Source organism: Luedemannella helvata (genome assembly GCF_039528415.1).
Taxonomy (GTDB): domain Bacteria; phylum Actinomycetota; class Actinomycetes; order Mycobacteriales; family Micromonosporaceae; genus Luedemannella; species Luedemannella helvata.
On record NZ_BAAALS010000002.1, the window covers coordinates 51,895 to 74,152 of the forward strand.

General features: G+C 73.8%; 20 protein-coding genes. 11 read left to right on the plus strand and 9 right to left on the minus strand.

Annotated features, from left to right (window positions below; translation table 11 throughout):
* The first annotated feature begins 157 nt into the window (after positions 1 to 157).
* Positions 158 to 1,414, plus strand: coding sequence for a sensor histidine kinase (locus ABD191_RS02425; RefSeq protein WP_344076260.1), 1,257 nt, complete (start codon positions 158 to 160; stop codon positions 1,412 to 1,414).
* Positions 1,411 to 2,088 (plus strand): response regulator, encoded by a 678-nt coding sequence (locus ABD191_RS02430; RefSeq protein ID WP_344076262.1) that lies wholly within the window; start codon positions 1,411 to 1,413, stop codon positions 2,086 to 2,088. The genes ABD191_RS02425 and ABD191_RS02430 overlap by 4 nt, the downstream gene beginning before the upstream one ends.
* Before the next feature lie 11 nt (positions 2,089 to 2,099).
* On the opposite strand, the gene ABD191_RS02435 is transcribed toward ABD191_RS02430, so the two are convergent.
* On the minus strand, positions 2,100 to 2,912 hold the full coding sequence (locus ABD191_RS02435; protein WP_344076264.1) for an SAM-dependent methyltransferase: 813 nt from the start codon (positions 2,910 to 2,912) through the stop codon (positions 2,100 to 2,102).
* Between the two features lie 175 nt (positions 2,913 to 3,087).
* On the opposite strand from ABD191_RS02435, the gene ABD191_RS29195 reads away from it, so the two are divergent.
* The gene (locus ABD191_RS29195) at positions 3,088 to 3,459 is read left to right on the plus strand and encodes a helix-turn-helix domain-containing protein (protein ID WP_425560638.1); all 372 of its coding nucleotides are present in this window, start codon (positions 3,088 to 3,090) and stop codon (positions 3,457 to 3,459) included.
* Positions 3,460 to 3,477: 18 nt separating this feature from the next.
* On the opposite strand, the gene ABD191_RS02445 is transcribed toward ABD191_RS29195, so the two are convergent.
* The 3 genes from ABD191_RS02445 to ABD191_RS02455 all read right to left on the minus strand — a co-directional run bounded on the left by ABD191_RS02445 (position 3,478) and on the right by ABD191_RS02455 (position 5,785).
* Positions 3,478 to 4,092 carry a ClpP family protease gene (locus ABD191_RS02445; RefSeq protein WP_344076266.1) on the minus strand — a complete coding sequence of 205 codons (615 nt, stop codon included), beginning with the start codon at positions 4,090 to 4,092 and terminating at the stop codon, positions 3,478 to 3,480.
* Entirely contained in the window at positions 4,089 to 4,694 is a 606-nt protein-coding gene (locus tag ABD191_RS02450; protein WP_344076268.1) for a ClpP family protease, read from the minus strand. Before ABD191_RS02450 ends, ABD191_RS02445 begins: the two co-directional genes overlap by 4 nt.
* 92 nt (positions 4,695 to 4,786) lie before the next feature.
* Positions 4,787 to 5,785, minus strand: a complete 999-nt coding sequence (locus ABD191_RS02455) for an Acg family FMN-binding oxidoreductase (protein WP_344076270.1) — start codon at positions 5,783 to 5,785, stop codon at positions 4,787 to 4,789.
* A gap of 143 nt (positions 5,786 to 5,928) precedes the next feature.
* On the opposite strand from ABD191_RS02455, the gene ppdK reads away from it, so the two are divergent.
* Both ppdK and ABD191_RS02465 read left to right on the plus strand, forming a co-directional pair.
* A complete protein-coding gene (gene ppdK / locus ABD191_RS02460; protein WP_425560639.1) occupies positions 5,929 to 8,598 on the plus strand; it encodes a pyruvate, phosphate dikinase in 2,670 nt (889 codons plus the stop codon).
* Between the two features lie 144 nt (positions 8,599 to 8,742).
* Positions 8,743 to 9,759, plus strand: a complete 1,017-nt coding sequence (locus ABD191_RS02465) for a L,D-transpeptidase (RefSeq protein ID WP_344076272.1) — start codon at positions 8,743 to 8,745, stop codon at positions 9,757 to 9,759.
* Here the strand turns inward: ABD191_RS02465 and ABD191_RS02470 are convergent.
* Positions 9,752 to 11,824 carry an MMPL family transporter gene (locus ABD191_RS02470; protein ID WP_344076274.1) on the minus strand — a complete coding sequence of 691 codons (2,073 nt, stop codon included), beginning with the start codon at positions 11,822 to 11,824 and terminating at the stop codon, positions 9,752 to 9,754. The genes ABD191_RS02465 and ABD191_RS02470 overlap by 8 nt on opposite strands.
* A gap of 165 nt (positions 11,825 to 11,989) precedes the next feature.
* Between ABD191_RS02470 and ABD191_RS02475 the strand changes: the two genes are divergently transcribed.
* From ABD191_RS02475 to ABD191_RS02495, 5 genes are all read left to right on the plus strand, one after another.
* Entirely contained in the window at positions 11,990 to 13,318 is a 1,329-nt protein-coding gene (locus tag ABD191_RS02475; protein ID WP_344076276.1) for a sensor histidine kinase, read from the plus strand.
* Positions 13,270 to 13,914 (plus strand): LuxR C-terminal-related transcriptional regulator, encoded by a 645-nt coding sequence (locus ABD191_RS02480; RefSeq protein WP_344076278.1) that lies wholly within the window; start codon positions 13,270 to 13,272, stop codon positions 13,912 to 13,914. The genes ABD191_RS02475 and ABD191_RS02480 overlap by 49 nt, the downstream gene beginning before the upstream one ends.
* Positions 13,915 to 13,990: 76 nt before the next feature.
* Positions 13,991 to 14,425, plus strand: coding sequence for a DUF6325 family protein (locus ABD191_RS02485; RefSeq protein WP_344076280.1), 435 nt, complete (start codon positions 13,991 to 13,993; stop codon positions 14,423 to 14,425).
* A 15-nt stretch (positions 14,426 to 14,440) separates the two neighbouring features.
* Entirely contained in the window at positions 14,441 to 14,728 is a 288-nt protein-coding gene (locus ABD191_RS02490; protein WP_344076282.1) for an SHOCT domain-containing protein, read from the plus strand.
* An 80-nt stretch (positions 14,729 to 14,808) separates the two neighbouring features.
* The gene (locus ABD191_RS02495) at positions 14,809 to 15,174 is read left to right on the plus strand and encodes a PLDc N-terminal domain-containing protein (RefSeq protein ID WP_344076284.1); all 366 of its coding nucleotides are present in this window, start codon (positions 14,809 to 14,811) and stop codon (positions 15,172 to 15,174) included.
* Positions 15,175 to 15,243: 69 nt separating this feature from the next.
* Here ABD191_RS02495 and ABD191_RS02500 read toward each other — a convergent pair whose 3' ends face one another.
* The 3 genes from ABD191_RS02500 to ABD191_RS02510 form a co-directional block, all read right to left on the minus strand.
* Positions 15,244 to 15,903, minus strand: coding sequence for an SRPBCC family protein (locus ABD191_RS02500; RefSeq protein ID WP_344076286.1), 660 nt, complete (start codon positions 15,901 to 15,903; stop codon positions 15,244 to 15,246).
* Between the two features lie 53 nt (positions 15,904 to 15,956).
* The gene (locus ABD191_RS02505; protein ID WP_344076288.1) at positions 15,957 to 16,814 is read right to left on the minus strand and encodes a universal stress protein; all 858 of its coding nucleotides are present in this window, start codon (positions 16,812 to 16,814) and stop codon (positions 15,957 to 15,959) included.
* A gap of 369 nt (positions 16,815 to 17,183) precedes the next feature.
* Entirely contained in the window at positions 17,184 to 18,188 is a 1,005-nt protein-coding gene (locus ABD191_RS02510) for an Acg family FMN-binding oxidoreductase (protein ID WP_344076290.1), read from the minus strand.
* A 135-nt stretch (positions 18,189 to 18,323) separates the two neighbouring features.
* Between ABD191_RS02510 and ABD191_RS02515 the strand changes: the two genes are divergently transcribed.
* Complete coding sequence (locus tag ABD191_RS02515) at positions 18,324 to 19,910, plus strand: ABC transporter permease (protein WP_344076292.1); 1,587 nt, start codon at positions 18,324 to 18,326, stop codon at positions 19,908 to 19,910.
* An 81-nt stretch (positions 19,911 to 19,991) separates the two neighbouring features.
* Here ABD191_RS02515 and ABD191_RS02520 read toward each other — a convergent pair whose 3' ends face one another.
* On the minus strand, positions 19,992 to 22,214 hold the full coding sequence (locus tag ABD191_RS02520; protein ID WP_344076294.1) for an ATP-binding protein: 2,223 nt from the start codon (positions 22,212 to 22,214) through the stop codon (positions 19,992 to 19,994).
* Between the last annotated feature and the right edge of the window lie 44 nt (positions 22,215 to 22,258).

A 22,258-nucleotide genomic window follows, 5' to 3' on the forward strand; every position in this document is an offset into this window, starting at 1 on the left:
CCTCCCGGTCGTAGGGTCGGCACCGACCGTAGGAGCGCGCCGACCTCGGGCGCGTCCGGCGCGGGGCTGAACCGTCACGGCGGCGCCCGCCGTAGGGATGACGAAAGTCCACAACGCGGCGGACGCCCGCCGACGCTGACCTGGGCACAATGGACTCGTGCCCGTACGCCTGCGCCGCCTGGTCGATCGGGTCGGCCTGTCGTGGACCGATGTACTGCTCGCCGCGGTGTTCGTGGCGGCCGCGGTCATCGCGGCGGCGGTGGCAGACCCCGCCGACGCGCAGGGCCCCCTGCGGATGCGGGTCGAGGGCGAGGTGCCCGACGCCGCGGCCGTCCCGGTCGCGCCCCCGGCGCCCGATACCTTCGGCGGCGCCGACGGGCCCGCGGCGCCGGATGTCCCGGAGATGCCGGAAAAGGTCAACCCGCTCGCCGGCGTGATCGCCGGCGCTGCCCTGGCGGTACGCCGCCGGTTGCCGTACACGGCCTTCCTCGTGGCCGTCGGGGGCATCATCGTGATCCGCCAGGGACTGCTGTGGCCAGGATTCGTGGCCATCATCATCTGCGCGTACTCCGTGGTGACCTACGGCCGGTCCGTCGCGGTGGGGCTGGGCCTGCTGGCCGTCACCGCGGGCGGCGCCGCCGCCAGGTTCGACGAGTCGATCCCGTCCCTGCCCGGTTGGTTGGGGCCGTTCGTGGTGCTTCTGCTGACCGGGCTCGCCGCCGCCGCGCTGCGCAACGCGCGCGCCCGCGCGGACGCCGCCGCCCGACGGGCCGACGCGCTGGAGAAGGAACAGGCCGCCGCCGCCCGGGCCGCCATCGCCGAGGAACGCGCGCGCATCGCCCGCGAACTGCACGACGTCGTCAGCCACCACGTCAGCGTCATGGTGGTCCAGGCCGGCGCGGCCGGAAAGGTGATCGGGACACGACCGGACCTGGCCCGGGGCGCGCTCGGCGCGATCGAGTCGAGCGGCCGCGAGGCCATGGCCGAGCTGCGGCAACTGCTCGGCCTCATGGCGCCCGCCGACGACCAGTTGCGCCCGCAGCCCGGCCTCGCCGACCTCGACACGCTCGTCGACGCCGTGCGCGCCGCCGGGCAGCCCGTCACGCTGCGGCGCGACGACGTCGAGGTGCCCCCGACGGTCGATCTCACGGCGTACCGCGTGGTGCAGGAAGGCCTGACCAACGCGTTGCGTTACGCGCCCGGGGCGGCGACCGACGTGGACATCCGCCTCGACGACGAGGTTCTCGTCGTCGAGGTCCGCAACACGGCGGCCGCGCCGGCCGATCCGGCCGTCCCGGGGGCCGGCCGGGGACTGCTCGGTCTCGGCGAGCGCATCCGCCTGCACGACGGCACCCTGGAGACCCACCGCACGCTCAGCGGCGGCTTCCACCTCACGGCGAGGATCCCCACGTGACAGACACCCTGCGCGTCGTCGTGGCCGACGATCAGGCGCTGGTCCGCAGCGGCTTCGCGATGATCCTCGGCGCCGCCGGCATCGAGGTCGTCGGCGAGGCGCCTGACGGGGAGACCGCGCTGGCCACGGCGCGGCGGCTGCGCCCCGACGTGGTGCTCATGGACATCCGGATGCCCGTCATGGACGGCCTCGAGGCGACCCGCCGCCTGCTCGCCTCCGGCCTGACCACCACCGCCGGCGAGGCGACCCGGGTCATCATCCTCACCACGTTCGACCTGGACGAGTACGTCTACGCGGCGCTGCGCGCCGGGGCGAGCGGCTTCCTACTCAAGGACGTCACACCCGACCACCTCGTGCACGCGGTGCGCCTGGCCCGCGACGGGGACGCGCTGCTGGCGCCCACGATCACCCGCCGCCTCATCGACCGTTTCGCCACCCCCACGCGGGTACGCGAGGACTTCGGCGGCCTGTCCGCCCTGACCGCGCGCGAGCGCGAGGTCCTCGTGCTGCTGGCGCGCGGCCTGTCCAACGCGGAACTGGCCGCCGAGCTGCACCTCGGGGAGGCGACCGTGAAGACGCATGTGGCGCGCATCCTGGCGAAGCTGGAGCTGCGCGACCGCGTGCAGGCGGTCATCTTCGCGTACGAGAGCGGGCTGGTGACCCCGGCGGCGTGACGCCGCGCGGGTCAGCCCGGCTTGCGCGCGACGCCCGCCCAGTAGTACGCCGCGTACTCGTCGTCCGGCCGATCCTCGGGACGCCACGCGAGCACGGGCACGACGCCGGGCTCGACGAACTCCCAGCCCGCGAAGTACTCCTCGACCTGCTCGCGCGAGCGCGCCACGAACGTCATGCCGCCGTGCGTGGCGGTCTCGACGACCGTCTTCATCGCGGGCGGATCGAAGTCGCCGGTCGGATGGGTGATCACCACGTAGCTGCCCGGGGCCAGCTTGTCCAGGAAGGACCGCACGGCCGCCAGCGGGTTGTCCTCCTCGCGCACGAGCATGAGCACCGCGACGAGCAGCAAAGCGACCGGCTCGTCGAGGTTCACCGTGGTGCGCAGCTGCGGCGTGTCGAGGATGCTCGCCGGATCGCGCAGGTCGCCGTCGATGTACGCGGTGGAGCCCAGGGAGTTGCTCACCAGCAGGGCCCGGGCGTGAGCGAGCACGATCGGGTCGTTGTCGACGTAGACGACCCGCGATCCCGGCGCGATGGCCTGCGCGGTCTCGTGCACGTTGGGGCTCGCGGGAATGCCCGTGCCGATGTCGATGAACTGGCGGATGCCCGCCTCGCGGGACAGGTACTCGACCGCGCGGAGCACGAAGTCCCGGTTGGCCATGGCCATGGCGCGGATGCTCGGGATGGCGCCCTCGATGGCCTGCGCCATCGCCCGGTCGGCGGCGAAGTTGTCCTTGCCGCCGGTCCAGAAGTTGTAGATGCGCGCCGAATGCGGCACGGACACGTCGATGCCGACGGGTGCCCTCTCCTCGACCCCGGCCACGCGACTCTCCCTGAGTTCTCGATCAGTCCGACGATTGTCGCGCCAGTGTAGGCAGCCCACTGTTACGTACCGATACCGCGGCATGCGCACCCACCGGTACGCGTCGCTTACGCTGCGGGCGAAACCCTGGCCATGTGGGTACGGCCGGCGGCGCGCGTGTCGGTATGGTGGCGGCATGTCGGAAGTGGCAGACCGTGACCGGCGGCCCCGACCGCTGCTGCGCACCGTGCTCGGCGCCGTGCTGCGCCGGCACCGCCTCGCGCAGGGTCGCACGCTGGCGGACGTCGCGAGCGACGCCCGCGTGTCCATGCCCTACCTGTCCGAACTGGAGCGTGGCCGCAAGGAGGCCAGCTCCGAGGTCCTCGGCGCGGTGTGCGACGCCCTCGGCGTGGAGCTGGCGGACCTGCTCGCCGAGGTGGGGCGCGACCTGGTCCGCGACCGCGCCCCGGTCCTCCGGCTGGCGTCCACCACCCCGCAGCACCGCATCTCCGCGCCGGTCACCGGGCGGCTGCCCGGGCCGGGCGGCGCCCTCCTGCTCGCGGCCTGATCAGGTTCGGCGGACCGGTCAGGCGGCTCGCGCCAGCGCGAACGCGGCCGACCGCCGCGTGATCACGTGGTCGGCCAGGCCGTAGTCGACGGCCTCCGCGGCCGTGAACGTCCGGCTGCGGTCGATGTCCTCCTTGATCTTCGCAGCGGGGTGGCCGGTGTGCTCGGCCAGGATCTCCTCCATCTCGGCGCGCACCTTCGCCACCTCCTTGGCCTGCACGGCCAGGTCGGGCAGGGTGCCGCGCGCCTGGCTGGACGGCTGGTGCAGGGTCACCCGCGCGTGACGCAGCACCGCCCGCTTGCCCGGCGTACCGGCCGCGAGCAGCACGGCCGCCGCCGTGGCCGCCTGGCCCAGGCAGATCGTGGCCACGTCGCAGCGGATGAAGCGCATCGTGTCGTAGATGGCGGTCAGCGCGCTGAAGGAACCGCCCGGCGAGTTGATGTAGAGGCCGATCTCCTGCTCACTCGCGGACTCCAGGTAGAGCAGCTGGGCCATGACCACGTTCGCCACGCCGTCGTCGATCTCCGTACCGAGGAACACGATCCGCTCGGACAGCAGGCGGGAATACACGTCGTAGGCGCGCTCCCCATTCGGCGTCCGCTCGACCACGGTCGGAATCAGGTACTGGCTCATGCCGCGATCCCCATCTGCCGGACGATGTTCGGGCGCACGTCCGTGACGCTGTCGAGAACGTGGTCGATCAGCCCGTACTCGAGGGCCTCCGTGGCGCTGAACCACCGGTCACGGCGACTGTCGCGCTCCACCGTCTGCACCGACTGGCCGGTCTGCTCGGCGGTGAGCCGCAGCAGCAGGTCGCCCACCCGTTCCAGCTGCTGGGCGTAGATCTCCACGTCGGCGGCCGTGCCGCCGAAGCCGGCCGAGCCCTGATGCATGAGGATCTGCGCGTTCGGCAGGCTGAACCGCTTGCCGGGAGTGCCGGCGCTGAGCAGGAACTGGCCCATGCTCGCGGCGAAGCCCATGGCGAGGGTGCTCACGTCGTTGGGGATGAGCCGCATGGTGTCGTAGATGGCCAGCCCGGCGCTGACCGAGCCGCCGGGCGAGTTGATGTAGAGGCTGATGTCGCTGCGCGGGTCCTCCGCGGACAGCAACAGCAGCTGCGCGCAGAGCCGGTTGGCGACCGGGTCGTCGACCTCCGCGCCGAGGACGATGATGCGCTCGTGCAGCAGCCGGGCGGCCAGCTGGTCGTCCAGCGTGCCGATGGGTGACGTGTTCATGGGTCCCACCATCGGCCCCGTACGAGCGACGCGACAGGGTGTTCTGCCCTCGGCAAAGGGAATCTGCCCTGAGCAGACGCCAGCTCGCGCGGCTACGACTCCGCCACGTCGATGCGCCGGCTGGGTGCCAGGCGCCGGGTACGGTCGTCCGCGTCCTCGGCCGAGGCCGGCCAGCCGATGCGCAGCGCCAGGTACGGGTGCCCCGGCCCGGGCAGCACGTCGCGTAGCGCGGAGCGCAGGGCGGCGACCTCGACCACGTTGCTGATCGGCGACGTGGCCAGGCCCAGGACGGTGGCCTCCAGCAGCGCGGCCGACAGCGCCTCGCCGGCGCGCAGCCACGACGTCGGCTCGTCGTCCTCGCCCCACAAGAGCGCGTAGGAGGCGCAGCGGTCCAGGATCACGTGGCCCGCCCCGGGCTCCGGGTCGGCGTCCGGGACGAACTCGCGCACCGGGACCACCCGGTCGGCCGCGGCGGGCGCGTTCTGCGCGGGCAGGCCGTCGTGGGAGTGGCGCGGCCGGTGCGTCCAGCCCTCCAGCTCGGCCACGTAACGGTGGTCGCCGGCCTCCACCAGGGCCGCGCCCTCGGTCAGCCGGGCCAGCAGCTCGACGCCCGCGGCGTCGAGGTAGGTCAGCTGGGTGCCCTCGGCGGTCACGGCGGAGCGCAGCCGGTCCAGCATGACGGAGTCCACCGGCACCTCGGCGAAGGGCCGCCGGTCGGTGCGGCGGCGCGCGATGGCGGCGAACCGGGCGTACTCCGCGTCGTCCTCCGCGGGCACGCTCGGCCAGCGCAGCCGCACCCGGGCGAGCAGGTCGGGTTCCGCCGGGTCGGGCAACCGCTCCACGGTCACCTCGTCGCCGCTGGCGGCCAGCGCGGTGCGCAGGTGGTGCAGCGCCGCGCCGCAGCTCACGGTGAGCAGCAACCCGTCGCGGTCGATCGAGACAACCTGGCGCTCCCGGTCGGCCCACAGCTCGACCGCGTCGTCCAGGACCCGCCACCGCCAGGGCTGGGTGTTCCAGACCGACGGGGCTCGCAGCGCCATGTGCGCCGCCCATTGCAGGTGACTCGCGCGGCTCAACAGGTCTCGGCTCATGTTCGAAGGGTGGCTCGCGCCGGCCGGACCGGCCAGGGTCGTTGGCCCCACGAGCGCGAGGCGGACGGCCCTACGGGCGTGCCGGGCCGGGACGTACCACAGGTACAAGGGCGCGACCGCGCCCACTGTACGGGAGGTCGACGATGACCAAACGCGTCTACGACTTTGCCGAAGGCAACCGGAACCTGGCCGACCTGCTGGGCGGCAAGGGCGCCAATCTAGCCGAAATGACCCGGCTGGGGCTACCGGTTCCCCCCGGTTTCACCATCACCACCGAGGCGTGCCGGGAGTACCTGGCCAACCCGAGGCTGTCCGCGCCACTCGTCGCGGAGATCACCGGGCATCTGCGGCGCATGGAGGCCGCGATGGGGCGCCGCCTTGGCGACCCGGACGACCCGCTGCTGCTGTCCGTACGCTCGGGCGCCCGGTTCTCCATGCCCGGCATGATGGAGACGGTGCTGGACCTCGGCCTCACCGACGTCACCGTGGCGGGGCTGGCGCGACACACCGGCGATGAGCGGTTCGCCTGGGACTCCTACCGCCGCCTCATCCAGATGTTCGGTCGCACGGTGTGCGGCATGCCCGCCAGCGCGTTCGACGAGGCGCTCGACGCCGAACTCCACCTCGCCGGGGTGGCGAGCGAGACCCAGCTGTCCCCGGCCGAGCTGCGCACGCTCGTCGAGGCGTACAAGAAGATCTTTTCTGAGTACACCGGGGAGGAGTTCCCGCAGGACCCCATGGCGCAGCTGCTGCGGGCCATCCAGGCGGTCTTCAGCTCGTGGAACACGGAGCGGGCCGTCATCTACCGCCGCCAGGAGCGCATCCCGGCCGACCTCGGCACGGCCGTCAACGTGCAGGCCATGGTGTTCGGCAACCTCGGCCCCGACTCGGGCACCGGGGTGGCGTTCACCCGCGACCCGGCGACCGGCGCGCGGGGCGTCTACGGCGACTACCTGGCCAACGCCCAGGGCGAGGACGTCGTCGCGGGTGTGCGCAACACGGTCCCGTTGCAGCGGCTCGCCGAGCTGCAGCCGGACTGCTTCGCGCAGCTGACCGACATCATGTCGCGGCTGGAGCACCACTACCGCGACCTGTGCGACATCGAGTTCACCATCGAACGCGGCACGCTGTGGATGCTGCAGACGCGGGTGGGCAAGCGCACCGCCGAGGCGGCCTTCGTCATCGCGACGCAACTGGTCGACGAGTGGACCATCGACCTGGACGAGGCCCTGCGCCGGGTCAGCGGGGCGCAGCTCGACCAGCTGATGTTTCCGCGGTTCGACGTCTCAGGGGCCCCGGCTCCGCTCGCCGTCGGGGTCGCGGCCTCGCCCGGCGCGGCCACCGGCAAGGTGGTCTTCACGGCCGAGGCCGCGGCCGCCGCGACCGAACCGGTGATCCTGGTGCGGCGCGAAACCAATCCGGACGACCTGCCCGGCATGATCGCCGCGGCCGGCATCCTGACCAGCCGGGGCGGCAAGACGTCGCATGCGGCGGTCGTGGCGCGCGGCATGGGCAAGACGTGCGTGTGCGGGGTCGAGGCCATCGACGTCGACCCGGCGGGTGGCCGGTTCACCGTGGGCGGGAGGGTGGTCCGCCAGGGCGACACGATCTCCATCGACGGTACGACCGGTCGGGTGTACTCCGGCGCGCTGCCCGTCCTCGCCTCGCCGGTGGTGCGCTACTTCGAGGGCGAACTCGCCCCGGACGCCGAGCCGCTGGTCGCGGCCGTGCATCGGATCATGGCGCACGCGGACGCGGTGCGCCGGCTCGGCGTGCACGCCAACGCCGACGCGCCGGCCGACGCGGCGCGGGCCCGCCGGTTCGGCGCGGGCGGCATCGGCCTGTGCCGCACCGAGCACATGTTCCTCGGCGAGCGCCGGGCCCTCGTGGAGCGGCTGATCCTGGCCGGGGACGACGACGCCCGTACGGCGGCGCTGGCGGAGCTGCTGCCGTTGCAGCGGCAGGACTTCCTCGAGATCCTGACCGCGATGGACGGGCTGCCGGTGACGGTGCGCCTGCTCGACCCGCCGCTGCACGAGTTCCTGCCGGCGCTGGACGAGGTCGCCGCGCGGGTGGCCCGGGCCCGGGCGCTCGGCGAGGACCCCGGCCACGACGCGGTGCTGCTCGCGGCCGTGCGCCGCATGCACGAGCAGAACCCGATGCTGGGCCTGCGCGGGGTGCGCCTCGGCCTGGTCGTGCCCGGCCTGTACGCGATGCAGGTGCGGGCGTTGGCCGAGGCCGCGGCCGAGCGGGTGCACGCGGGCGGCCACCCGCGTCCCGAGATCATGGTGCCGCTCGTCGACACGGTGCAGGAACTGGAGATCGCCCGCCAGGAGATCGCCGACGTGCTGGCGACGGTGGCGGACGTGCCCGACATCCCGATCGGCACGATGATCGAGACCCCGCGCGCGGCGGTGACGGCCGGCGAGATCGCCGGCGCCGCGCGGTTCTTCTCGTTCGGCACGAACGACCTGACGCAGATGACGTGGGGGTTCTCCCGCGACGACGTGGAGGGCTCGTTCTTCCCGCGCTACCTGGACCTGGGGGTCTTCGAGGTGTCGCCGTTCGAGTCGCTGGACGCCTCCGGGGTCGGTCGGCTCGTGCGGATCGCGACGGCGGAGGGCCGGGCGGCCCGACCCGACCTCACGGTGGGCGTCTGCGGGGAGCACGGTGGCGACCCCCGCTCGGTCGGCTTCTTCCACGAGGCCGGGCTGGACTACGTGTCCTGCTCGCCGTACCGGCTGCCGGTCGCGCGGCTGGAGGCCGGTCGCGCGGCCGTGCTGACGACCGGAGGTGGGAGCGACACCCGGTGAGGCACGCGCGCCGGTGGCCGAGGGCCGTCGGCCACCGGCGCGTGATTACGTCCGAACGACCGTGCCGGGCGGTCGCGGTGCGATAGCGTCAGGGCGGCGATATGCCGGATTTCGGCCGCTGCGATCCAGTGTGGTGAGGCGTTGGTGGGTACCGTCCGTCCCTTCCTCGACGGCCCGGCGCGCGGGCGCCGCTGGCTGGCCGGCACGGCGCTGCTCCTGGCGACGGCGGCGGTGATCACGGCCTCCTCCCCCGGACCACCCCGGCCCGGACCCCGGCCACCGTTGTCGGCCGCGGTCCCGGCGGCGCCGGGCGTCGTCGTCCCGCCCGCACGACCCGCGCCGAGGAACCTGCCGGTCATCAGCTACGAACCGGCGCCGCGCGGCTTCCCGCCCGATCCCGCACCGCTGTCCACGCGACCGCTCACAGAGGGCCTGCACCCGTTGCGGCGGATCGCCGTGTACGACGCCCCGGGCGGGCGACCCCGGGCCTTCCTCAAGCCGGACATCCTCGGGGTGCCGCTCACCGTTCCCGTCGTCGAACGGCGCGCCGGCTGGACCGCCGTACTCCTGCCCTCGGTGAACCGGCGGATCGGCTGGCTGCCACCGCGCCACGCGGCCTGGGCCACCGTGGCCCTGCGCGACCAGATCATCATCGTCCGGCGCGGGCACCGCATGACGTGGCTGCGCGACGGCGTACCCGTGCACACCTGGCGGGTGACGCTCGGCATGGACCACACGCCCACGCCGCTGGGCCGCACGTTCATCCTGGGCCGGTCCCGGCTGCCCGGCATGGTCTACGGCGACACGGACGTGTTCGCCCTCGGCGCCGTGCCGGACAAGCCGCACCTGGTGCCGGCGGGGCTGCGCGGCGCGCACATCGGCATCCACACCTGGTTCCACGACGGGGAGCTGGGCCGCAACACCACCGACGGCTGCATCCGGCTGACCCGCTGGGGCCAGCGGAAGATGCTGGCGACCGTGCCACCGGGCACGCCGGTCGTGGTCCTCGACCACGCACCGGCCGGCCCGCCCCGCCGGGACGCGCGCGCGCAGGAGCGACCGGGTACGCCTGGTCAAGGACGCCTGACACCGTCCCGCTCGCCCTCGACGGCGTCCGCCGGCAACGCCGGACCGGACGCCGTCGGGGCGGGCGCTAACTGATCGGCACGGCCTGCCGGGCCGGTGGGGGCGGCGCGGGCGCGGGGCGGGCCAGGCGGCCCGGCCACCAGATCCGCCGGCCGATGTGCAGCGCCAGGGCCGGGACCAGCAAGGTCCGCACCAGGAAGGTGTCGAGCAGGACCCCGACGACGACGATGACGGCGGTCTGCACCGACGGCACCAGCGGCAGGACGGTCAGCGCCGCGAACGTCGCGGCCAGGACCACACCGGCGCTCGTGATGACCCCGCCGGTGACCGTGAGGGCGGCCAGGATGCCCGTGCGGTGGTCCGTGCGGGCGACCTCCTCCCGGGCGCGGGTCATCAGGAAGATCGTGTAGTCCACCCCGAGCGCGACGAGGAACAGGAACGTCTGCAGCGGGATGGCCTCCCACAGGTCCGGGTAGCCCATCGCGGACAGGATCAGCCCGGCCGCGCCCAGCGCCGCGAAGTACGACAGGACCACACTGGCCAGCAGCACCAGCGGGGCGACGAGCGCGCGCAGCAGCAGGACGAGCACGACGAACACCACCGTCAGGATCAGCGGCATGATCAGTCGGTCGTCGCGGGCGGCCGTGTCGCGGGTGTCCACGGCGTAGGCGGTCGGGCCGCCGACGAGCGCCCCGGTCGGGTGGACCGCGTCGCGCAGCCGGCGCACCGACGCCACGGCCGCGTCGGACTCGGGCGGGTCGGTGAGCACCGCCCGTAGCCGCGTCCACTGCCCGTCCGAGGACGTCTCGGCGGGCAGCACCTCGGCGACCCCGGCCGTGCGCCGCGCGGCGTCGCCGGCCGCGCCCGCCGACCCGGTCGGGACGATGATGAGCGCGGGCGAGACCGTACCGGCGGGGTAATGCGCCTCGATCAGGTGCTGGCCGGTGACCGAACCGACCTCCTCGGTGAACGACTTGTCACCCGGCAGGCCCAGCCCCAGGTTGGCGATGCCGGCCGTGAGCGCCACCAGGACGGCGGCCGTGACCAACCAGGTCGCGCGCGGCGCCGCGCCGACCCGGCCCGCCACCCGACGCCAGACCCGGTGCTCGGCGCCCGGCGCGCCCAGGCGCGGCACGAACGGCCAGAACACCCAGCGGCCGAACAGCACCACGAACGCCGGCAGCAGCGTCGTCATGACCAGGAAGGCGGCCGCGACGCCGATCGCGCAGACCGGCCCCAACCCGCGGGTGGCCGGCAGGTCGGCGGCGACCAGGCACAGCAGGCCGAGGCTCACCGTGGCCGCGGACGCGGCGATGGCCGGCAACGACCGGCGCACCGCCCGGGCCATCGCCTCATGCCGGTCGGCGTGCTCGCGCAACTCCTCGCGGTAGCGGGCGAGCAGCAACAGGGCGTAGTCCACGCCGACGCCGAACACCAGGATCGTCAGGATGCTCTGGCTCTGCAGGTCCACGGTCAGGCCCGCGTGCCTGGCCAGCAGGTACACCACGGCGCTGGCCACCTGGCTCGCGACGCCCACCGCGATCAGCGGCAGCAGCCACAGCACCGGACTGCGGTAGCTGAGGATGAGGATCAGCGCCACGGCGATCGCCGTGGTGAGCAGCAGCGCGGCGTCCATGCCGGCGAACGCGTCGAAGAGGTCGTCCTCCGCGCCGGCCGAGCCGGTCAGCGCCACCCGCAGCCCGTCGGGCGGGCCGTTCGTCAGCTGGTGCTTGATGGGTTCGACGGCCGCGGCCTGCGTGTCGTCGTCGCCGGCCAACGTGAACGCCACCAGCAGCGCCCTGCCGTCCGCGCTCGGCTCGGCGGCCGCGACCTGACCGCCCTGGGCGTACGGGGCGAAGGCCGCCCGGTCGGCCTCGACCTTGGCCCGGTCGGCGGCCGTCAGCCCGGCGTCGCGCGCGTACACGGCGACGGCGACGAGCGCGGACGGTTCGGGAAACGCCCGGGCGAGCCGGTCGGCGGCCCGCGCCGCCTCGGCGCTGGCCGGCAGCGCCCCGAGCTGTTCGTTGTCCTGCACCTCGGACAGCTTGATCGCGATCGGCCCCGCGACGGACGCGATGATCAACCAGGCGGCGAGGACGGCCAGCTTGCTCCGCCTGCCGCTGAGCAGTCTTGCCCACACGAGCGTGGTCCCTTCCCTGGACGAAACCTGACCCCTCCATCCCAGGTCCCGGGCCGCCGAAAGACAGGAGTGGCAACGCCCCACCCCGGTGGTGCCAACACCACCCTTCGCGTACGGGTGCCAGCACCCCTGACCTGTGTCGCGGCGACGGGCCAGAATGCTCGGATGAACCGTGCGCTCCCCGACCGGCTGCGCCAGCGCCTCGACGCGTTGGCGCCCCTGTGGCGTGACGGGCTGCCCGCGATGGCGCGCGGCCTGGCGGTCGGGCTGCTCGCGGTCACCCTCAATCCGGTCCTGTTCGCGCTGTCGGTCGTGTCGCTGGCCCTCATCCCCGCGGCCGGCCTGGGCTTCGCCGCGTTCCCGATCGTGACGAGCGTGGTGCGGTGGCGGGCCAACCTCAGCCGCCGGCTCGCGGCCCGCTCGGGCGTACCCATCCCGGTGCCGTACCGGCCGGTGCCGGCCCGCGCCGTCTACGGCACGTGGGAACGGTTCCGGCAGGTCGTGAGCGACCCGGCGACCTGGCTCGACTTCGCGTGGTTGGTCCCCGGCGCCATCGCGGGCACGGTGTGCGGACTGCTCGCCGCATGCCTGCCGCTCTACGGCGTCGAGGGCATGCTGGGCATCGCGATCCTGCTCTCCGCGTCCATCGACTGGTACGGGTACGGAATCTTCTGGCCCATCGACAACCCGGTCGAGGCGCTGCTCACCATCCCGATGGGCGTGCTGTTCCTCGTGGTCGGGCTGGCCGGCGCCCGGTGGCTCACCTGGATCGAGGCCACCTTCACCAGTTACTTCCTGCGTCCGACCCCGTCGTCCGTCCTCGCCCAGCAGGTGCGCCACCTCACCGTCACCCGGGCCGACGCGGTCGACACGCAGGCCGCCGAGCTGCGCCGCATCGAGCGCGACCTGCACGACGGCGCGCAGGCCCGGCTCGTGTCGCTCAGCATGAACATCGGCATGGCCGAGGAGCTGCTGCGCCGCGACCCCGAGGCGGCCGCCGCGCTGCTCGCCGAGGCCCGCCAGTCGAGCGGGCTGGCGCTGGCCGACCTGCGCGGCCTGGTCCGCGGCATCCATCCGCCGGTGCTCGCCGAGCGGGGCCTCGACGGCGCGGTACGGGCGCTCGCGCTGACCGTGCCGCTGCACATCGCGGTCGACGTGGATTTGCCTGCCCGCCCGCCGGCACCGATCGAGTCGGCGGCGTACTTCGCGGTGGCCGAGGCGCTGACGAACGTGGCCAAGCACAGCGGGGCGAGCACCGCCTGGGTACGCCTGACGCACCACGACGGCCGCCTGGCCATCCAGATCGGCGACAACGGCCGGGGCGGCGCGAACGCCGAGGCCGGCGGCGGCCTGCGGGGCATCGAGCGACGGCTCGCGGCGTTCGATGGAATCATGTCGGTGTCCAGCCCGCCGGGCGGGCCCACCGTCGTGACCATGGAGCTGCCGTGCGCGTTGTCATCGCCGAGGACCTCGCCCTCCTCCGGGACGGCCTGACGCGGCTGCTCACGGCGTTCGACTGCGAGGTCGTCGCGACGGTGGACAACGGTCCGGCACTACTGCCCGCCCTGCTGTCGCACCGGCCGGACGTGGCCGTCGTGGACGTGCGGCTGCCGCCGACGTTCACCGACGAGGGCCTGCAGGCCGCGATCGCCGCCCGTACGCGCGTGCCCGGCCTGCCCGTACTCGTGTTGTCCCAACATGTCGAGCAGCTGTACGCGCGTGAACTGCTGGCCGACCGCGCGGGCGGCGTCGGGTACCTGCTCAAGGACCGCGTCTCCGACGTACGCCAGTTCGTCGACGCCGTCCGGCAGGTGGCCGCCGGCGGCATGGTCATGGACCCGGAGGTCGTGTCCCAACTGCTCGCCCGCCGCACGCCCGCCGACCCGCTCGCGGCGCTGACGGCGCGCGAACGGGAGGTGTTGGGCCTCATGGCCGAGGGGCGCTCGAACGCGGCGATCGCCGCGCGCCTGTTCATCACGGACAAGGCGGTCAGCAAGCACATCAACAGCATCCTCAGCAAGCTCGGCATGCCCCCGTCCGACGACGACAACCGCCGCGTCATGGCGGTGCTGACCTATCTCAACGCGTAGACCGGCGGCGGCCCGCACCAGACCCGGCTTCCACCGCATTCCCCCGACGGTGCCCGAATTGAGATAAATTGTCGCCATGGCTGATGCAGACGGCATGGGACCGATCGACTTCCTGGTGATCGAGTTCCCCGGCAGCCGGATGACCGGCGAGGGACTCCCCCTGCTCGTCGACCTGGTCGACCGGGGCATCATCCGCGTGCTGGACCTGCTGTTCGTGAAGAAGAACCTCGACGGCTCCGTCGAGGGCGCACAGATCGCCGACTTCGACGGGGACGGCACACTGGACCTCGCCGTTTTCGAAGGCGCCTCCTCCGGCCTGCTCCAGCAGGACGACATCGACGAGGCCGGCACCGCGCTCGAGGCCGGCAGCTCCGCCGCGATCCTCGTCTACGAGAACACGTGGGCGGCGCCGCTGGCCTCCGCCCTGCGCCGCGGCGGCGCGCAGCTCGTCGCCGGCGGCCGGATCCCGGTGCAGGCGGTCCTCGCGGCGCTCGAAGCCACTGAGGTCTGATCAGGGAGGTTCGCCATGCCAGGACTCATCCGAGGGGTCGCGCGCACAGCGGTCGTCGCCGGCACCGCCACGGCCGTGTCCAACCGGGTCTCGCGCCGCCAGGCCGGCCGGTGGGCCCAACAGGAACAGTCCGCACCGGACCCGTCCGCGTACCAGCAGCAGGCCACGTACCAGTCGCAGGCGGCGGCGCCCGACATGGACGCCACGATCGCCCAGCTGCGGCAGTTGGCCGACCTCAAGGCGCAGGGCGTCCTCAGCGAGGCCGAGTTCGAGGCCCAGAAGGCGCGCATCCTCGGCGCATAGGCGGTAATGACGAAACCGGCAGACAATGTCCCGTTTAGGGCTAGATTGAAGGCACACTACCGCGCGGCGAGGAGGCCATCGTGGACTGGGACTTCGGCGACGTACTGCTGACGATGCTCGCCTTCTTCTTCTGGTTCCTCTTCATCTGGATGTTCATCGCGGCGTTCGCCGACATCTTCCGCCGCGAGGACCTTTCCGGCTGGGCCAAGGCGGGCTGGATCGTCCTCCTCGTGGTTCTGCCGCTCCTCGGCATCCTGATCTACATGATCGTCCGGCCGAAGATGACCGAGCAGGACAAGCGCATGCTGACGGAGTTGCAGGAACAGCAGCGGCGCGCGGCTGGCTACTCAGCCGCCGACGAGATCGACAAACTGGCCCGGCTGCACGCCGAGGGCAAGCTCACGGCCGAGGAGTTCGCGCAGCTCAAGCAGCGCGCGATGGCGTAGGCCGAGGGGCCGCCCGCGCCGGGGTTCCGGCGGGAACTCCAGGACGAGGGCGGCCACCGCACCGGCCGGCTACGTCGCCACGAGCTGCGGCGCGACCGGCGCTCGCTCGGCGCGCGCCTTGATGCCCAGCAGCATCTTGCGCTCCATCACCAGGCTGCCCGGTTCCATCACCCACCGCCAGGCCAGCCGGCCGGCGCGGCCCATCGGCGGCAGCGTGATGACGTTGCGGCTCACCAGCCGCGTCCCGGCCCCCACGGGGTACAGGGCGAACAGCCACAGCCAGTTGCCGTCGGTCGACCGCAGGCCCAGCACCTCGTTGGGCCGCAGGACGGCCACGCGCATCGCCGGCGCCCGCTCCCCCAGCGGCAGCTCGTCGCCCAGCGACAGCTGCTGGAACCGCGGCAGGATCTCGTCGGCGCTGTGCATGTCCAGGCCGAACAGGTTCTCGATCCAGTCGTAGCTGTACGCGCCGCCGCGCCCGCTACCCATCTGCACCAGCCACGGCCAGATGCGCTCCGGCGCCGCGTTGATGGTGATCGCGCGCGTGGACACCAGATCGGCGCCGTCCATCATCTCCTCGCCGGGAATCGCGCGGGCGACCTCCTCGGCCGAGGCGCCCCAGTGCAGGCACCTGCGACGCAAGCCGCGCGGGCAGGTCGCGGCGGCGAGCGCGCCGGCCGCGACCGCCGCGCCAGCGACGCCCAGCATGCCCAGGGTCCTTCGCTTCATCGGGACCTCCTTGTCCTTTCCCTCAGCATGCGCCGCCCAGGGGCGGCGAGGGCTCAGCCGTCGCCGCGCGCGATGAGCACCGGGGCGTCCGCGTGGTGCAGCAGGCTCAGCCCGACCGACCCGAGCAGCAGGCCGGTCACCCCGCCGTGACCACGCGTGCCGACCACCACGAGCTGCGCCGTGCGGGCCGCGTCGGTGAGCACCTGTGCCGGGTGCCCCGCAACCGCCATGATCTCGGCCGCGACATCCGGGTACTTCTCGCGCCACGGATCCACCTGCTCGGCCGCCGCCCGGTACTCGTCGTCGTGGCGGTAGTCGTACGTGGCGATGACCGGCCCGGCACCCGGACCGCCCGGCGTGTACGCGCGCACCGCGACCAGTGGCACGCCGCGGGCGGCGGCCACGTCGAACGCGACACCGAGCGCGGACTCCGACCCGGGCGAGTTGTCGACCCCGACCACGACCGGACCGCCCGCGATGTCGGTACGGCCGCGCACGACGACGACGTGCCCGGACGCGTGCGTGGCGACCTGCTGACTCACCGAGCCGAGCAGCAGGCTGGCGAAGCCGCCGCGGCCCCGGTTGCCCAGTACCGTCAGCGTGTCAGGCAGGGCGGTGGCCGACAGGATCGACGCGGCCGAGCCCAGTACGGCCGAGCCGCGCACCCGGACCCCGGGCGCCGCCGCGCTCGCCTCCGCCACCGCCACGTGGGTCAGGTCCTCGGCGGCCTTCCGCAGCGCGTCGGCGAAGGAGCCGCCGACCTGCGTCAGCCCACCCGGCACCCGCCAGTCGTACGTGTGCACCACATGCAGTTCGATGCCGCGCAGGGCGGCCTCCCTGGCCGCCCACCGCAACGCGGCGCGACCGTGCTCGGAACCGTCGACGCCGACCACGACGTTGGCGTAGCTCATGGCGTACCTCCTCGTTCCTCTCGTCGGTTCCAGGGTGCGCCGCGCGACGGTGGCTGATCAGGGTCAAGCCGACGGTCCATGCGGGACATTCGGCCCGCTTGTCAGCGGCCTTCGGCCCGGGCACGTGGCTCCCGCGCGGCGCGGCGTTGGGGTGAGCGCCTGACGACGGACCGGTCGCTGTAGCGCCGTTGGACGGGGCGGTCACGGCCGGCCAATTGACGGCTTCGTCGCGGTCGGGGCGGTTGCGTCACGGCAGCGGCATGGACATTCTGTGGAACCGCTGTGGAACGAATGATGCAACACGGCCCCCCGGCGACCAGGTGCCTCGGCGTGCGCTCGTTGACAATGGCTGACGGCGGACCGCACCGCTCACCGGAGCAGCACCTCGGCCAGCGGGCGGCGGGGCGACGGTGCGCACGGCGGGCCGTACCCGATCCGGATGATGGCCTGCGGGTGGCGGGTTGTGCCCGGCCCGCAGACCAGCGCGCGCAGCGCCGGGATCTCCAGCGGCTGCGTGAGCGGCGTGGTCGCCAACCCGCGCACGGTGGCCGTCAGGAGCACCCGCTCCAGGGCCTGACCGCCGCGCAACCACGCCTCCGGACCATCCGTGCGGGTGCTGAGGACCGCGATCGTGGACGTGTCCTCGAACCGTTCCACCGCACGTTTGCGCAGGGGGTGCACCAGGCCGAAGTCGCGCAGCGGCATGCGTTCCGCCGCACTCCACGGCCCGTACGCCTCCGGCGGCACACCGTCCAACCGGCCGATGTCGCAGCGGGTCCACCACTCCAGCGCCGCGAGGTAGTTCGGCTGGGCCCGCCACCGCCGCTCCGCGAACCGGACGACCTCGAGCACGGCGCCCCGGGCGTCGAGGTCGGCCACGGTCAGCTCGGCGCCCTCGGCCTCGGCCGCCCGCACCAGCTCGTCGATCATCCAGCGTTCCACCGGCACGTCGGCGAAGGGCCGCCGGTTGGTGCGCCGGCGCGGGATGGCGCGGGCGAGAGCCGCCACGGTGTCCGACCCGGCGACCCGGGCGCCCGCGCGTACGCACGCGACACGCTCCGCGTGGGGGCCGTCCGGCAACAGGCTCAGTACGGCCTGGCGACCGCGCGCGAGCATGGCCACGCGCAGGTTGAACACCGCCGCGCCCACGCTGATGAGCAGCTCCCGCCCGTACTCGTCGATGACGCCGACGCGGCGGCCGCGGTCGGCGAGCACATCGACCCCCGCGGACGTCGGCCGGAAGCGCCAGGGCTGGGTGTTGAAAATGGACGGCGCCAGGACCGCGGCCTCCAGGCACTCCCGCAGTAGCGGGCCCGGCTCGCCGTCGTGCGCGACGGCCCAGCCGTGCACCGGCTGCCGCGTTCCTGTGGTCATGACTCGACCTTGCCGCACCGGCCGGGTGCCGGACAGGGTCGATGCGACCGGACGGGCCGGGCCGTTGGACCCGCGGTCTTTCCCACTGTCGGGGCGCGGCGGTAGCGTCCCAGGGGAACGGAACGGGGAGGCGGCATGGCAGGCACCACAACGGGAACCGGCGCCCTGTTGCGCTTCATGCTCCGCCGCGAGCGGCGCGGCCTGCCCTGGTGGCTGGCCGGTATCGCGTTCCTCGTGGGCTACCAGTCGGTGGGCAGCCAGAGCCTCTACGACACCCCGGAGAAGCTCGCCCGGCTGCGCCAGACCCTGGGCGCGAACCCTGCGATGCTCGCGATGAGCGGCCCCGAGGAGCTGCTCGCGACCATCGGCGGCGAGGTGGTCTTCGAGATCTTCTCGTACGCGGCCGTGGTCGTCGCCCTGATGAGCATGTTCATGATCGGCCGCCACACCCGTACCGATGAGGAGACCGGCCGTGCCGAGCTGATCCGCTCCTCGTGCGTGGGCCGGCACGCGACACTGGTCGCCGCGCTGACCCTCGCCGGGCTGGCCAACGCGGCCGTGGCCGTGGTGGTCTTCGCCGCCACGTCGCTGACCGGCCTGCCGGTCGCCGGCAGCGCGCTGCTCGCGCTGGCCCTGGCCGGGGTGGGCGTCACGTTCGCCGGGCTCGCCGCCGTCGCCGCCCAGATCTTCGAGAATCCCCGCGCGGTGTACGCGGCCGTCGGCGGCGCCCTCGGCCTGGCCTACCTGCTGCGGGCGGCCGGCGACGCGGGCACGGAGGCGCTGTCGTGGCTGTCGCCGATCGGCTGGGGTCAGCAGACCCTGCCGTACGTCGAGAACCGGTGGTGGCCGCTGCTGCTGCCGGCGCTCGCGACGGCCGGGCTCGTGACGCTCGCGATGACGCTCATGGAACGGCGCGACTTCGGCGCCGGGTTCATCCGCACCCGGCCGGGGCCGGCGGCCGCGGCGAGGTCGCTGGGTTCGCCGCTCGGCCTGGCCTGGCGGCTGCAGCGGGGCTCGCTGATCGGCTGGACGATCGGCCTGTTCGTGCTCGGCGCCGCGTACGGCACGTTCGCCAACTCGATCGAGCAGTTCATCGTCGACAACCCGGAGGTCGGCGACTTCTTCCCCGGCGGTGTGGAGACGATCGTCGACTCGTACCTGGCGTTCAGCGTCCTGTTCGCCGCCCTGCTCGCCACCGCGTACGGCGTGACCAGCACCCTGCGGGCGCGCGGCGAGGAGACGGCCGGCCGCGCCGAACCCCTCCTCGCCACCCCCACGAGCCGCTGGTCGTGGCTGGCCAGCCACGTCGGCATCGCCATGGTGGGCACCGTGGTCAGCCTCGCCGCCGCGGGCCTGGGCGAGGGCCTCACGTACGCGGCGAGCATCGACGACCCCGGCCAGATCCCGCGCGTCATGGGCATCGCGCTGATCTACGTGCCCGCCGTGTGGGCGACCGTCGCCGTGGCGGTCGCCGGGTTCGGCTGGCTGCCCCGGGCGGCGGCCGCCGTGGCCTGGGTCGTGGTCGGCTTCTGCGCCTTCGTCATGATCTTCGGCGACGTCGTGGACCTGCCCGGGTGGCTCACGAACGCGTCCCCGTTCACCCACACCCCGCAGTACCCCCGGGAGGCCTTCGCGGCCCCGCCCCTGCTCGCGCTGATCGGCGCGGCGGTCGTCATCGGCGCGGCCGGCTTCTACGGCTTCCGCCGCCGCGACATCGGCTGACCGACCCTCCCCACCACCACCGACGGCCAGGAGTGCCGGTCGCGGCGACCGTAGGGCGGAGCGCGGCTGGCGCGCGCGGGTTCACTCCGCGAGGGGTAGGCGGGCGAGTCGGCGACGGGCGTCGTCGCCCGCCGGGTCGCCCAGGTCGTCGAAGATCTCCGCCGCCTGCCGCCAGGCGCGCGCCGCGGCCGGCAGGTCGGCCAGCGCCTCGCGTGCCTCGCCGAGCCGCACGAGGGTTTCCGCCTCGTGGTAGCGGTCGGCGGACTCGCGGAACATGCGGACGGCCTCCTCGAAGCACGAGGCCGCCCGGCCGTGCTCACCCAGCTTGTCGTACGCGTACCCGAGGCTGTCCAGCGTCGCTGCCTGGCCGTTTCTGTCGCCGAGCTCCCGTTGGCGGGCGAGCGCGTCCGTGCAGCTCTCGATGGCCTGCCGGTAGTCGCCGGTCGCCGCGCACAGCCAGCCGACCGCGTTGAGCGTGCGCGCCTCGCCCGCCCGGTTGCCGGCGAGCCGGTACAGGTCCAGGGCGGCGCGGCCGTGTTCGAGGCCCTCCTCGGGGCGGCCGAGGATGTAGCACAGCTCGGCGTAGTTGTGCAGCGTCTGGGCCTGGCCGGTGTGGTCGCCGAGCCGTTCGTGCAGCTCCAGGGCGCGGCGCAGCCGCTGTTCGGCGAGGCTGTGCTGCCCGAGCCGGGTGGCGGCGCGACTGAGCAGCCGGTTCGCGATGGCCTGGCCGATCACGGAGCCCGCGCGCTCGGCCGCCGCGAGGGCGACCTCCTGGGCGGCGAGCTGGGCCTGCCACAGCCCGCGGGGCGCGTAGAAGGTGGTCAGGGTCCAGGCCAGTTGCCACGCGTACGCGTCGAAGCCCGTGTCGGCAGCCAGCCGTACCACGCGCAGCAGCATCGCGTGCTCGGCCGCGAAGAACGCCAGGGCCGCGTCGTGGCCGGTAGCCGGCCGGCTGGCGTTGCCCTGCAAAGGCGCGACCGGGTCGAACGCGGTCCACTGTGGCTGGAGGGTCACGGCCGCCGGGAACGCGGTGTGCAGGTAGTGGTCGAACAGCCGGTGCCGGGCCGCCCGCCGGTCGGCGGCGCTCTCCACGGAGTCGGCCAGCTCCGTGGCGTACGTGCGCAGCAGGTCGTGGCAGTCGTAGCGGCCGGGTGCCTGCTGGGCCAGCAGGTGCAGCCGGGTGAGTTCCCGCAGCAGCGGAGCGACCTCGGTCACGGACACCCCGGCCAGCGCGGCGGCGGCGTCCGCCGTGACGTCCGGGCCCGGGTGCAGCCCCAGCAGCCGGAACAGCCGCGCGGCGGCCGGGCTCGACGCCAGGTACGACCAGGAGAAGGCCCGCCGCACGTTGCCGTCGGCGAGCGCGTCGAGGCGCGCCTGCGCGGAGCCCAGCTCGGCGGCCACGGCGTCGAGCGCGAAGCCGGGGTGCACGGCCACCCGGGCCGCGACGATCGACAGCGCGAGCGGCAGCTGGCCGGTGGCGGCCACGATGGCGCCGACCGCGTCGGGTTCGGCGGCCAGCCGCTGCGCGCCCAACCGGGCCGCGAGCAGGCTCCGCGACTCCGCCACGGTGAGCACGTCGAGGGTCAGCGGCCGGGCGCACTCGACGGCGACGAGGTCGCTCAGCTTGTCGCGGCTGGTGACCACGACCACGCACGCTCCCGTGCCGGGCATGAGGGGGCGCACGTGCTCGGAGTCGCGCGCGTTGTCCAGCACGACGAGCATCCGCCGCGGCGCCAACAGGCTGCGGTAGAGCCCGACCCGGGCCTGCGCGCTGACCGGGATCCGCGCGGGCGGCACGCCGAGCGCCTCAAGAAAGCCACGCAGGACGTCCGCCGGCTCCAGGATCGCGGCCGCCTCGTCGAAGCCGCGCAGGTTCACGTAGAGGTGGCCGTCGGGGAACCGGCCGGCCACCCGGTGCGCCCAGTGCAGCGCCAGGGCGGTCTTGCCCACGCCGGCCATCCCGGACACGGCGACGACGGCCACGCCGGCCGGGTCGTCGAGGGCCGCGTCGAGCGCGGCGAGCTGGTCGTCGCGGCCCACGAACCGCGGTACGCCGAGCGGCAGCTGGCGCGGCTGGGCGCCGGGCGGCGGGCCGGGCTGGGCGGCCCGGACGAAGGCGGCCCGCTCGGCGTCGGCCAGCCCGTACGCGTCGGCGAGCAGCCGTACGGTGGACGGGCGGGGCTGCACGACCCGGCCGGCCTCCAGGTCGCGGATGCTGCGCACGCTCAGCCCGGTCGCGGCGGCCAGGTCCTCCTGGGTGAGGCCGAGCCGGCGCCGGTGCGCCGCCGCCATCTCGCCGAACACCGCGCACCCCTCGCCACGTCGTACCCGCAAAACGCACTTACGAG